Below are 12,530 nucleotides of genomic sequence, written 5' to 3'. Positions count from 1 at the left end.
GGGCCGGATGCGTGCGTGTGACGAGGACGAGTTCACCGAGTTCGCGGCGATCACAGTACGCCGGTTGCGACGTACGGCGTACCTGATGTGCGGCGACTGGCATCGGGCCGAGGACGCTGCCCAGGACGCACTGGTCAAGGTGTACCGCCGCTGGAACCGGATCGACCGCGGCGACGCCCTGGTCGGCTACGCCCATCGCGCCGTCGTCACCGCCGTACTGGACCAGTCGCGACGACCGTGGCGGCGGGAACATCTGGACGACCCCGGCGACGACACGACGGCGGCACCCGATCCGCTGAACGCTGTCGACGACCGCGCGGTCGTGATCGAGGCACTCGCGCGGTTGGCGCCCGGGCAACGTGCCTGTGTCGTCCTGCGCCACTACGCCGACTTCAGCGTCGAGCAGACCGCCGAGATCCTCGGCATCGGCACCGGCGCGGTGAAGAGCCAGACATCCAGAGGCCTCGCGCGCCTGCGCGACCTCCTCGGCCTGAACGAAAGGAGCGCATCATGAGCGACATCGAGAGACTGCTGGCCGCGGCCGCCGACGATTCGGACCAGCCGCCGCAGACCGACGTCGACGACATCCTCGTCCGCGCCCGCCGTTCGGTCCGCAACCGCCGCCTCGCCGCCGTCACCACCGCGGCCCTGACCACCGGGGCCATCATCGCCGGCAGCATCCTGGCCTGGCCCAGCAACCAGGCCGGCTCCGGACCCGCCGGCGATCCGGGCACCATCAGCACGGAGCTCGGGTCCGGCAAGAAGATCACGCCCCCGCCGCCGGTCAGCCCGTTGAGCGACGCGGAGATCCTCAAGCGCTGCGAGCCCCTCGACAAGGAGTACGTCGAGTCGATGGCGGAACGCGGCGCCAACACCTATGACAAGGCCGGCCGGATCAACGCCGGCTGGCCGGTCGTCCTGAAGACCGGCACCGGGGACAAGGTCTCGGCGATGCTCGTGTCCCCGGACAAGACGATCGTCAGTACCTGCAGGCTCGACGGAAAGAGCATGTACGTCGCCGGGTCGTCGTACGGCCGCAGTCCGCTGACCGAGGTCCCGGGACCAGGCGGGACCATGTCCTCGAAGGAGTCGCTCCAGGGGCCGGCCACCATGACCCGAGTGTTCGCGGACCTACCGGACGGGTCACTCAAGGAGGGCCTAGTGGGCAAGGACGGCTTCTACACCTTCGACATCACCCCGAAGCCCGGCGCGCAGATCCAGGTCAGGGGGTACGACGCCGCCGGCAAGCGAGTGTTCGAGTGGAGCAACAAGCCGCCCACGCCGGCAACGCAGCCGGCCGTCGACCCGTCGGTCACGATCAAGACCGTCGAACCGATCGAGCCCGTGGTGGTCCTCACCACCGATCCGGAGACCGGTAAACCCCTCGCTCCCCCGCCGCCGGTCAGTCCGCTGACCGACGACCAGATCCGCGATCGTTGCCGCCTGTGGGAGCTCGAGACCACCACGTTCCGCGGTCAGGGACCGCAGGACCAGCGCGCCAAGGACGCCGGTCCGATCACGAGTTCCTGGTCCGTGGCGCTGAAGACCGGCACCGGCGACAAGCTCACCGCCGTGCTCATCTCACCGGACCAGAAGGTCGCCGTCTGGTGCCACATGACGAAGCCCACCACCAAGGGCGGTGAGTCCGACTACACCCGGAGCGCGGTGAACGCCGACGGCAAGTTCGCGAACGGCTTCGAGTTCGCCATGGTCCCCGAGGGCGTCGCGCAGATCGTCGTCGACCTGCCGAAGACCGGACCGACCCGAGCCCTGCTGGGAGGCGGCTACTACATCTGGGGCCTCACCGGCGGCAACTCCGACATCCAGAACGTGCGCGTCCGCGGCTTCGACGCGCAGGCCAAGTTGGTGTACGACGAGCGGATGCAGGTCGACGCCTCGTGAGCTAGGCGAAGATCTCGCGGAAGACCTTGGCGAGCTTGTCGGGGGCGTGGTGGAGGTGACGGTCATCGTCGGCGATGTCGGCGATGACCAGGTCGGCGCCGAGGGATTCCGCCGTACGGTGCAACGACTTCGGATCGGGGACGTGGCCCTCGTCGGCGAGGACCACGTCGATCCGCAGGTCGGGTGCGTGCGCGGCCAGCACCTCGAGGTGGGTCTCCGGCGAGAAGCCGTCGGTCTCGCCCTTCTGCTCCCCCAGGTTCAGCGTCAGTACCCGGCGGGCGCTGGTCTGCTCCAGACCACGGCACAACGCCGGGACCAGCAGGTTCGGGATCACTGACGTGAACCACGAGCCCGGCCCGACGACGACCCAGTCGGCTTCCGCGATCGCCACCAGGGCCTCGGGGCAGGCCGGCGGGTCGGCCGGATCGAGCGCGACGTCGACGACATGTCCCTCGGTCGTCGCGACCTCGGCCTGACCACGGATCTCCGTGATCGCCTCCGGATGGTCAGGATCCAGCCCGAGCACCCGGGCAGTGATGTCCAGCGGTACCGAGGACATCGGCAACACCCGGCCTTGTGCGCCCAGCAGTCGCGCGACCCAGTCGAGACCGTCCACCGCCTCGCCGAGCAACTCCCACAATGCGACGATCAACAGGTTGCCGACGGCGTGGTCGTGGAGCTCGCCGTCGCTGCGGAACCGATGCTGCAGTACGTCGGCCCACGTCCGGCCCCACTCGTCGTCGCGGCACAACGCGGCCAGCGCCATCCGCAGATCACCGGGTGGCAGGACGCCGAGCTCACGGCGCAACCGGCCGGACGAGCCGCCGTTGTCGGCGACGGTGACGACCGCGGTCAGCTGGTCGGTGACATGACGAAGCGCGGACAGAGAGGCTGCCAGTCCATGCCCCCCGCCCAAGGCGACGACCCTAGGCGCCGAGCGGGGGTCTGGGGGTCGCCCCCCAGATGACACGCCGGAGCTCCCCGGCCCGCGCTCTCCGCGGGCAGAGCTGTCCCACGAGTTCTGGCTCACTCACGCCCCAGATCCCGGTGTACGACCAAGGTCGGCGACCCTTTCTCGCGCAGCCTCCGGGCGATCTCCTCGGCCATCGCGACGCTGCGGTGCTTACCCCCGGTGCAGCCGATCGCGACGGTGACGAAGCGCTTGCCCTCGTTCAGATAGCCGGTCCGCAGGGTGTCCAGCACGTCCACGTAGTTCTGCAGGAACTGCTGGGCCAGCGGATGGCCGAGGACGAAGTCTGACACAGGACGGTCCTGCCCGGTCATCGGACGCAGGTCGGGCTGCCAGTACGGGTTCGGAATGAACCGCATGTCGGCCACCACGTCGGCGTCGACCGGGATGCCGTACTTGAAACCGAACGACACCACGGTGGCCCGCAGCTCGGCGTTCTCCTCGTCGCCGAAGGCGTTCACGATCTTCGCGGCGAGCTGGTGGATGTTCATGTTCGACGTATCGATGACCAGGTCGGCGCCGGCCCGGATGTCGCCGAGCAGCTCGCGCTCGCGCTGGATACCGGTCAGCAACCGGCCCTCGCCCTGCAGCGGGTGCGGCCGGCGGACACTCTCCTGCCGCCGGACGATCACGTCGTCGGAGGCCTCCAGGAACAGCGTCAGCGGCCGGTACCCCTTCAGCCGCAGGTCGTGGATCGCCGAACTCAGCTCGTCGAAGAACAGCCCGGTCCGGACGTCGACGACGACCGCGAGCCGCGGTGACGCGCCGGTGCCGACGACCTGCTCGACGATGGTGGTGAGGAACATCGGCGGCAGGTTGTCCACCACGAACCAGCCGAGGTCCTCGAGCACGTCCGCGACCGAGCTCCGTCCCGCGCCGGACATACCGGACACGATGACGAGGTTGCCTGCGTCGTCCATCAGTTCTCAGTTCTCCCTGGATCCCCGTCGGCCGCCCCGGCCGGCGCCGGGACGTCATCGTCCAGTATCTCGCCCGTGGCCGTGTTCACCGTCGGCGCCCGGCCGGTGTCGGCCTTCGTTGCCGCAAGGTTCACCGCGAGTACGACGGATTCCGCCGTACGGCGCCCGAATCCGGGCAGGTCGGCGACCTCGTCGACGGTCGCCTGGCGCAGCTTCTTCAGCGAGCCGAAATGCTTCAGCAACGTCTTGCGGCGCACCTCTCCCAGCCCCGGGACCTCGTCCAGGACGGACTCCACCATCGACTTCGAGCGCCGATTGCGGTGGTGGGTGATGGCGAACCGGTGGGCCTCGTCGCGCAGCCGCTGGAGCAGATAGAGACCCTCCGAGGTCCGAGAGAAGATGACCGGGTCCTCCTCGTCCGGGAGCCACACCTCCTCGAGCCGCTTGGCCAGGCCGCAGACCGGGATGTCGCCGAGGCCGAGCTCGTCCAGCGCCTGCCGGGCGGCCGCGACCTGCGGCGGACCGCCGTCGACCACGACCAGTCCGGGTGCGTAGGAGAACTTGCGGGCCCGGCCGGTCTCCGGGTCGATCAGGTTCGCCGCCGGGTCCTCGTCGTCTTGCAGGGTGGCCCGCTCGTCCAGGAGCCGCTTGAACCGCCGGGTCAGCACCTCGGCGATCGAGGCGACGTCGTTCTGTCCGTCGACACCCTTGATCACGAACCGCCGGTACTCGCTCTTGCGCGGCAGGCCGTCCTCGAACACGACCATCGAGGCGACGACCTCGGTGCCCTGCAGGTTGGAGACGTCGTAGCACTCCAGCCGCAGCGGCGCCTCGGGCAGGTCGAGGCCGGCCTGGATCTCCTCCAGCGCCAGGTTGCGGGTGGTCAGATCGCTGGCCCGCTTGGTCTTGTGCATGGTGAGCGTCTGCAGCGCGTTCCGCTCGACGGTCTCCATCAGGGCCTTCTTGTCACCGCGTTGCGGCACCCGGATGAACACCTTCGAACCGCGCAGCTCGGACAGCCACTCGGTCAGCGCCTCGGCGTCTTCGGGCTCGGTCGGCACCAGGATCTCGCGCGGGATCGCGTCACCCGAATCACCGGCGTACGTCTGCTGGATGAACCGCTCGACCAGGTCGCCGGTGGTCGCCGTCCCGTCGGCCTTGTCGGCGATCCAGCCGCGCTCACCACGGATCCGGCCGCCGCGGACGTAGAAGATCTGTACGGCGACCTCGAGCGGGTCCTCGCTGAGCGCGATCACGTCGGTGTCGGTGCCGTCGCCGAGGACGACCGCGTTCTTGGCCAGCGCCTTTTCCAGCGCGGCCAGGTCGTCCCGGATCTTCGCGGCCCGCTCGTACTCGAGCTCGGCGGCGGCCGCCTTCATCTCCTTCTCCAGCCGGCGGACGTACGTCGCGGTCTGGCCGGACAGGAACGCGGCGAAGTCCTCGACGATCTTGCGGTGCTCCTCCATGCTGACCTGGCCGGTGCAGGGCGCGGCACACTTGCCGATGTAGCCGAGCAGGCAGGGCCGGCCGATCTGGCGGTGCCGGTTGAACACGCCCTTGCTGCACGAGCGCATCGGGAAGACGCGCAGCAGCAGGTCGACGGTCTCGCGGATCGCCCAGGCGTGGCTGTAGGGGCCGAAGTACCGGATGCCCTTCTTCTTCTGGCCCCGGCCGACCATCACCCGCGGGTAGTCCTCGTTGAGGGTGATCGCGAGCCACGGGTACGACTTGTCGTCGCGGTACTTCACGTTGAAGCGCGGGTCGTACTCCTTGATCCAGGAGTACTCCAGCTGCAGCGACTCGACCTCGCTGGCGACCACGGTCCACTCGACCTTCGCCGCGGTCGTCACCATCGCCTGGGTCCGCGGGTGCAGGTTCACCAGGTCCTGGAAGTACGACGACAGCCGGGCCCGCAGGTTCTTCGCCTTGCCGACGTAGATCACCCGCCCGGCGGCATCGCTGAAGCGGTACACACCAGGCGAGTCGGGGATCGACCCCGGAGCGGGACGGTAGGAGGACGGATCAGCCACTCATCCACCCTAGTTCGCCGCACGGACAAAGTCGGAATTCCGGCAAAGTCTCCATTGCCGGTTCAATGACACACTTGAAGGCATGACAGTTGAGGAGATGGACCTGCTGATCCGCGGGTACGACGGCATCCGGCTGCTGGAGGCACAGGGCGACCTGTTCTACCTGTACGACCCGGAGGCGGACCTGCCGCCGGAGCGACAGCAGCCGTTCGCCACGATAGTGACCGGAGACCACTACGAGAACGTCTCCCGGCTCGACGAGCGGGGTGCCTGGCGGCTGAACATCGGCCTGACCAAGGCGACGTACACCTCGCTGTTCGGCCCGGTGCCGACCGAACGGGACGCGGACTGGGTGCTGGACTCGGGCCACGACTACGCCGAGCGGGACAAACTGATGCCGCATCCGTTCTACGCCTCGCAGCACTGGGTCGCCATCGTCTCGCCGACCGACGTCGCTGCGCTCGAGCCGCTGCTGGCCGAGGCGTACGACTTCGCCGTACGCAAGTACGACAAGCATCGGGCGCGGCAAACACACTGACGCGTTGCGGTCGTGTTGCGGCTTGCCCCATAAGCGTCGTCTGACCCCCGGTTGGGATGAGCGGACTCCGTAGCGTGTGACCCAGGGTAGATGCGCAGGACCTTTGCGTGAGGCAACTGGGCCTTGCGCTGACTCGAGGGAGTTCCGCCCATGTTCCCATCCCTACAGAGACCACGCGCCGTTCTCGGGGCGGTCGCCGCATCCGCCCTGGCCGTCACCGGGATCGTCGCCACCGCGGCCGGCAGCAACGCCGCTGAGGACGCCGGTGTCACCATCCGCGGTGCCGGCAGCTCGACCGCGATCCCCGGCAGCTACATCGTCGTCCTCGGCGGCCAGCGCTCGCAGGCCGAGACCCGGGCCACCAACCAGAGCCTGGCCAGCACGTACGACGTGAAGGTGCGCGACCAGTTCGACGCATCGGTCAAGGGCTTCTCGGCCAGCATGACCGAAGAGCAGGCCAAGAAGCTGGCCGGCGACAAGCGGGTCGCGTTCGTCCAGCAGAATCAGAAGATCACGGTCAGCCAGGACGACCCGCCGTGGGGACTGGACCGCAGCGACCAGCGTGACCTGCCGCTGGACAAGAAGTACGAGGCGTCCACCACCGCCGAGAACGTGAACGTCTACGTGATCGACACCGGTATCTACGCCGCGCACAAGGACTTCGGCGACCGCGCCTCGGTCGGTACCGACACCGTCGGCGACGGCCAGAACGGCGTCGACTGCATGGGTCACGGCAGCCACGTGGCCGGCACCATCGCCGGTACGACGTACGGCCTGGCCAAGGGCGCCAAGATCTTCGGCGTCCGGGTGCTGGACTGCAAGGGCTCCGGCTCGACCGAGTCCGTCATCGCCGGGATCGACTGGGTGACCAAGAACGCGAAGAAGCCCGCGGTCGCCAACATGAGCCTCGGCGGTGGCGCCGACGACGCGCTGGACGCGGCGGTGAAGGCGTCGGTCGACGCCGGCATCACCTACGCGGTTGCCGCCGGCAACGAGAGCTCGGACGCCTGCGGCGGTTCGCCGGCCAAGGAGCCGTCCGCGATCACGGTCGGCGCGACCGACGACCAGGACCAGAAGGCGTCGTTCTCGAACTGGGGCAAGTGCGTCGACCTGTTCGCACCCGGTGTCGACGTCCTGTCGGTCGGCATCACCGACCCGGAGTCCACGGCCAAGATGAGCGGTACGTCGATGGCGACGCCGCACGTGGCCGGCGGGATCGCGCTTTACCTGGCCGACCACCCGGACGCCACGCCCGCCGACGTGACGACCGCCCTGGTCGGCGCGTCGACGCCGGACAAGGTGGGCGACCCGGGCACCGGTTCGCCGAACAAGCTGCTGTTCGTCGGGAAGGTCGACCCGGCGCAGCGCTGATCAGTTGACGAGAAGAGCCCGGCCCCCGAGGGTCGGGCTCTTCTCATGCCCGCCGTCAGGCCGTCTGGACGATGTTCGTGCCCTGGACGGCGACGTTGACGGCCGGGAGCGCGGTCTGCGCCGGCCCGCTGACCGGGCTGCCGTCGGTGATGCTGAAGTGGCTGTTGTGGAACGGGCAGACGATCTGGCCGCCTTCCACCGAGCCGATCGGGTTGCCCTGGTGGGTACAGACGGCGGAGAAGCCCTTGTACTGACCCGCGCTCGGCTGGGTCACCACGACCTTCGCGTCGGTGAACACCTTCCCGCCGCCCACCGGCACGTCGGACGTCGGGCCGAGCACCGTCCCGCTCGCCGGAGCGCTCGACGACGGGGCCGAACTCGTGGCCGAGGTCGGCGCGCTGGTTGCCGGGGCCGAGCTGGTCCCGGTGGTGCCGGCCGAACCCGCGTCGTCTCCCCCGCCACAGGCAGCGAGGATCGGCGCGCTCGCGCCGGCCAGCGCGACCATCGCGGCGCAACGGAGCACCGACCTCCGGTCGCGCAGCTCACCGGCCGGAGTCGCTTCCGGTGCCGATGGCGCAGTGGGTGGGGCCATGGTGTCATCGCTCATGAATCTGGACCTCCAGGAGCTTCCGGTCAAAGTAGTTGAACGCTTGGCTTTCCTTGTTTCTACCCCACCGGTCAAACGCGGGGCGGATACCCGGTCAAACGAGCAGATCGGCAGAACGGTTCAGCGTTTGACGAAGTTTGTCGGATTCAACTGCCGTTTGAGGGTTTCTGTGAACCGGCTGTGTGTCAGCTGGCAGTACGAGTGACCGTCTCGACCACGCGGGCCGCCAGGTCGAGGACTGCCCGGCGAGTGTCGGACTGCAGCTCCTCGGAGTGCAGCGGCCAGGACTGGGCGATGTGCAGGTCGAACGGCAGGACGACCGGCTCCATCCCGCGCTGCCGGAAGGCCTCGACCAGCCAGTTGGCCGACGCGGGGTCGACGTTCTCGACCACGTTGATGACCACGACACCGCGGTTGAGCAGCACGTCCTGGCCGTCCGGGGTCAGCTGGTCGAGCTGCGACAGGCAGTAGTTCGCCACGTGCTGCACCGACGGCACCACCACAACGGCACAGTGCCCCGTGCCTGCCATCTCGGCCGGGATCTCGTCGAACAAGGTGCCCGGGCAGTCGACCACGGCAAGGCCGACGTCGCGCGCTCCCTGGCCCTGCGCTTCGGCGAGCGTCGTACGAACGGCCTCTGCGGTGCTCTCGCTGCGGAGCAGGCTGACCCGCTCGATCGGGCCGGCACCAACGGACAACTCGAGGCGCCGCGACAGCTCTGCGCCGACCGGGTCGCAGTCGACCGCGACGACACGGTCAGAGCGCTGGGCGGCGAGCATGGTGGACAGCAGTGCGGTGACTGTCGACGTACCGCCGTTGTCGACGGGGCTCAGGACGCCAACGCGGCGCATGATCGCGATCGGCCGGCGGATGGTCGCGATGTTGTCGACGTCGCGCTGCATCCGGCCCGAGGCACCGACCAGGTACGCCGCCTCGGAAGCGATCCGCCGGAACCGGCGGAACACCGAGTCGCCGTCCTGCGCGGGCACCGGCTGACCCCAGCCGCCGGCATCCTGCGGCGGCGGAGCCTCCTGCTGCGGCGGCTGCTCGTAGAAGTCCTGATGCGGCATCTGCCCGGGATGCTGCTGGTTCGGAGGCAGGTACTGCTCCTCGAACTGCGGCTCCGGGTAGTACGGCGGCGGCTGCTCGTACGGCGGGGGTTGCTGGTACGGCGGCTGCGCTGGGTACTGCTCGTACGGCGCAGGCTGGTACGGCGGAGGTGGCTGCGGTGGGTAGCCCTGCTGCGGCGGGTACTGCTGCTCGTACGGGGGTGGCGGCGGGGCGTACTGCTGCTGGTCGTACGGCCCCGGCTGGTACGGCGGCGGCTGCTGATACCCCTGCTGCTGTGGCGGGTACGGCTGCTGCGGCGGATACGGCTGCTGCTCCTGCGGCGGGTACGGCGGCTGGGGCGCGTACTGCTCCGGCGGGTACGGCTGCTGCGGCGGGTACTGCTGTGGGTACTGCTCCTGCGGGTACTGCGGCTGCGGATAAGGCTGCTGCTGGTACTGCGGAGGAGCAGGAGGAGGCTGCTGCTGATACGGCCCCTGCTGCGGCGGGACGACTGGCTGCCCCGGAGCACCCAGCTGCGGTGGAACACCCTGCTGCGGTGGCATTCCCTGCTGTGGTGGACCTACCTGCTGTGGTGCAGGAGGCATGGCAGGGTCGCCCGGCCCGGCGGGAGCCGGTGCGGGCGGGGTGTCCGGGCGGTCCGGGTCTTCGGCCGGTGACTGCTCCGCCATCCGGCGCAGCATGTCACCCTGCCAGTTCGATTCAGTCATTCCATCCGGTCGTCAGAATGCGTTCAGCAGGTTCGAATAGACGCCGAACACTCCCAGCGCCAGGGGGACCGTCGCGATGATCGCCCCGACCTCAAGATAGTCGAGCAGCTGGGTGAGCCGCGCCCGGACATGCTCCGCCGGTGCGAAACTGAGACCGAAAGCGCAGAACATCGCCACCAGCACCAGCAGCCCGAGCGCGATGAACGCACCGCCCTGACCGTTCACCGCCGCGATCAGCACGCACCCCGACACGATCGTGAACGCGGCCGCGAACAGTACGGCGACCTCGCTCACCAAGGGATAGAGCCGCGACCGCGACGCAAGCAGGAACGCGAGCACGAGCGCCAACGCAACAGCCCAGGCCCCGCCCTGCCGCAGCAACATGATCCCGGCCACCGCGGACGACACCGCGATCGGCACGACCGCCAACGCCAGTCCGAGGTGTGCTGCGTTCAGCGCACTCTGCACGTCACCACGCATGATCTCCTGACCGGCGGCGCGCCGATCATCAAGACCGGAAAGCCCGGACAACGCCAGCGCCAACCGCGGCAGCAGTCCAAGCAGCAGCACGGCGAGCAACGCCGCGAGCGCACCGGTGCGATCCGCAGCGAGACCCGTACCCGCACCGACCATCCACACCGCCACGAACAACACGGACGTCGCACCCGCCACGACACCGCCACCGGCCACACCGGCAGCCGCGTAGAACATCGGACCGAAGGCCAGACACAGCGCTCCGACCGTGATCCCCAGCCCGAGCTCCCAACCCGCGTCCAGTGCCCAGAAAGCCGCAGTCAGCGCCAGTACGACGGTCGCCACCGTGACCAGCGGGATCGCGACCACCTTGTTGCCGGACCGGCCGAGAGCGATGCCGACGAAAGCACAGATCGCCGCGAGCACCAGCAGGATCACGCCGGTCAACGCGTTCGGCGCGGCGACCAGCAACGAGATCGCACCGGCGACGATCGAGAACACGAGGCCCGCGCCGGCCAGGACGCGCCGGTGTGACGGCTTGAACGTCGCACCGCGGCGCTTGAGGTCCTCGACCGCTTCCTCGGTCACGTCGTACACGGTCGGCGGTGGCGGCAACTCGCCCTCGGACGCCAGCCGCAGTACCGAGCCGTCGATGATCTGCGCCGATGCGAGCGTCCCCTCCGGCGGCACCAGGACGCCGGTCGCGGTGGTGAGGAAGTGGCGCTGCGGGGTTTGCTGCAGCGGCTCCTCCAGCATCCGGAGCAGGTCCGGCAGGAGTACGCCGAGCGGTTCGTCGGCAGGCAGCACGGCATCCATCCGCTTCCGCTGCCCGATCACCGTGACCCGGCTGTAGATGCTCATCGACACGTGCTCCTGTTCTGTTCCTGCGTCACTTCTTGCCCGCCGTCGCGTCGGCGGCGATGAGCTTCTTCATCAGCGTCGAGTACTTATGCCAGTCGCGCGGTTCGCGACCGTTCCCGATCGGGTACCAGATCGCGGGCGCGTGCGCCGGGCCGATCGCCATCGCGCGGCTGATCCCCTCGACCTTGACCATCTCCGCGACACTGGACGTCCGGACCGCCTCGTTCCCGGCGGCGACCCCGATCGGCGAGGCCATCCCGGCGAACCGCGGCTGGTACGTGCCGTCGGCAGCGCCGTACGACCCCATCACCATCGCGGAGATCAGCTCGAAGTTGTCGGCGATCTCGTCGATCCACACGCCGACCTTGTTCGCGTCCGGGAAGTCCAGCCCGGGTTGGGCGACCGCCAGCGTCACGGTCTCGTCCAGCCCCGACTGCACCCGGCGCGCCTCGAGCGTGCCGACCGCAGGCTTGAACTCCGCACCCGGCTGCCCGGCCAGGATCAGCCAGGTCGGAGACGGCGCCCGGCCCCGGCAGTACTCGGTCAGGGCCTCCGGGCTCCACGGCTGCGTCACCGGCTCGGACGTCGCCCAGCCGGCCGGTCCACTCCCCGTGGTCGCGGTGAACAGCCGCTCGGCGACCCGGCCGAGCACGAGGCTTTCGGTCGGCTTGTGCCGGACCCGCACGGTGAACTGCAGTTGGGCGAACGGCTTCTCCGGCACGACGTAGTCCGGGTGCAGGTCGGAGCTCTGCTCGCCCGGCTTGGCCGTCGACCGGGCGATGAACAGGTCGCCGTTCCACTTCAGCCGGACGCCGTTCAACCCGTCGAAGTACTCGCCGTCCGAGCCGGTCACCACCCACTTCGAGCGCACGCCGGCGAACAGCGTCGAGCGGACCGGCCAGGTCAGTTTGGAGGATTTGGGCGTGACCAGTTGCACGTCGCGCTTGGCCATCTTGGCCGACGCCATCGCGTCACTGAGCCAGGCCGACATCCCGATCACGGGGCGGTCCTGCATGACGACGGCGACCTGGTCGGTGATCAGGTCGACGCCCGGGCTGAAGACCAGTTCGTTCGGCATC

General features: G+C 69.1%; 11 protein-coding genes. 4 read left to right on the top strand and 7 right to left on the bottom strand.

Features of this window, described 5'->3' with window-relative positions:
* Positions 1–7: 7 nt before the first annotated feature.
* On the top strand, positions 8–514 hold the full coding sequence (locus V9K99_RS37255) for a SigE family RNA polymerase sigma factor (RefSeq protein ID WP_337010498.1): 507 nt from the start codon (positions 8–10) through the stop codon (positions 512–514).
* Positions 511–1,902 (top strand): hypothetical protein, encoded by a 1,392-nt coding sequence (locus tag V9K99_RS37250; protein WP_337010500.1) that lies wholly within the window; start codon positions 511–513, stop codon positions 1,900–1,902. The genes V9K99_RS37255 and V9K99_RS37250 overlap by 4 nt, the downstream gene beginning before the upstream one ends.
* A 1-nt stretch (position 1,903) precedes the next feature.
* On the opposite strand, the gene V9K99_RS37245 is transcribed toward V9K99_RS37250, so the two are convergent.
* The 3 genes from V9K99_RS37245 to uvrC all read right to left on the bottom strand — a co-directional run bounded on the left by V9K99_RS37245 (position 1,904) and on the right by uvrC (position 5,822).
* The gene (locus V9K99_RS37245) at positions 1,904–2,818 is read right to left on the bottom strand and encodes a gluconeogenesis factor YvcK family protein (protein WP_337010502.1); all 915 of its coding nucleotides are present in this window, start codon (positions 2,816–2,818) and stop codon (positions 1,904–1,906) included.
* Positions 2,819–2,928: 110 nt separating this feature from the next.
* On the bottom strand, positions 2,929–3,792 hold the full coding sequence (gene rapZ / locus V9K99_RS37240) for an RNase adapter RapZ (RefSeq protein WP_337010504.1): 864 nt from the start codon (positions 3,790–3,792) through the stop codon (positions 2,929–2,931).
* Complete coding sequence (gene uvrC, locus V9K99_RS37235) at positions 3,792–5,822, bottom strand: excinuclease ABC subunit UvrC (RefSeq protein WP_337010506.1); 2,031 nt, start codon at positions 5,820–5,822, stop codon at positions 3,792–3,794. Before uvrC ends, rapZ begins: the two co-directional genes overlap by 1 nt.
* 82 nt (positions 5,823–5,904) lie before the next feature.
* Here uvrC and V9K99_RS37230 point away from each other — a divergent pair, with 82 nt between their 5' ends.
* Positions 5,905–6,360: a DUF6194 family protein gene (locus tag V9K99_RS37230; protein ID WP_337010508.1), complete on the top strand. Its 456-nt coding sequence runs from the start codon at positions 5,905–5,907 to the stop codon at positions 6,358–6,360.
* Between the two features lie 150 nt (positions 6,361–6,510).
* Positions 6,511–7,731, top strand: coding sequence for a S8 family peptidase (locus V9K99_RS37225; RefSeq protein ID WP_337010510.1), 1,221 nt, complete (start codon positions 6,511–6,513; stop codon positions 7,729–7,731).
* A 55-nt stretch (positions 7,732–7,786) separates the two neighbouring features.
* Here the strand turns inward: V9K99_RS37225 and V9K99_RS37220 are convergent, their stop codons facing one another.
* From V9K99_RS37220 to V9K99_RS37205, 4 genes are all read right to left on the bottom strand, one after another.
* Positions 7,787–8,338 (bottom strand): Rieske (2Fe-2S) protein, encoded by a 552-nt coding sequence (locus V9K99_RS37220; protein ID WP_337010512.1) that lies wholly within the window; start codon positions 8,336–8,338, stop codon positions 7,787–7,789.
* A gap of 185 nt (positions 8,339–8,523) precedes the next feature.
* Entirely contained in the window at positions 8,524–10,116 is a 1,593-nt protein-coding gene (locus V9K99_RS37215) for a hypothetical protein (RefSeq protein ID WP_337010514.1), read from the bottom strand.
* A gap of 12 nt (positions 10,117–10,128) precedes the next feature.
* The gene (eccD, locus tag V9K99_RS37210) at positions 10,129–11,451 is read right to left on the bottom strand and encodes a type VII secretion integral membrane protein EccD (RefSeq protein ID WP_337010516.1); all 1,323 of its coding nucleotides are present in this window, start codon (positions 11,449–11,451) and stop codon (positions 10,129–10,131) included.
* 28 nt (positions 11,452–11,479) lie between these two features.
* On the bottom strand, positions 11,480–12,529 hold the full coding sequence (locus V9K99_RS37205; protein ID WP_337010518.1) for a DUF6177 family protein: 1,050 nt from the start codon (positions 12,527–12,529) through the stop codon (positions 11,480–11,482).
* Position 12,530: the final 1 nt, after the last annotated feature.

This window comes from Kribbella sp. CCNWLW201 (genome assembly GCF_037203805.1).
GTDB lineage: Bacteria > Actinomycetota > Actinomycetes > Propionibacteriales > Kribbellaceae > Kribbella.
Note: the sequence above shows the minus strand (reverse complement) of the source record. Positions and strands in the feature narration are given on the sequence as shown.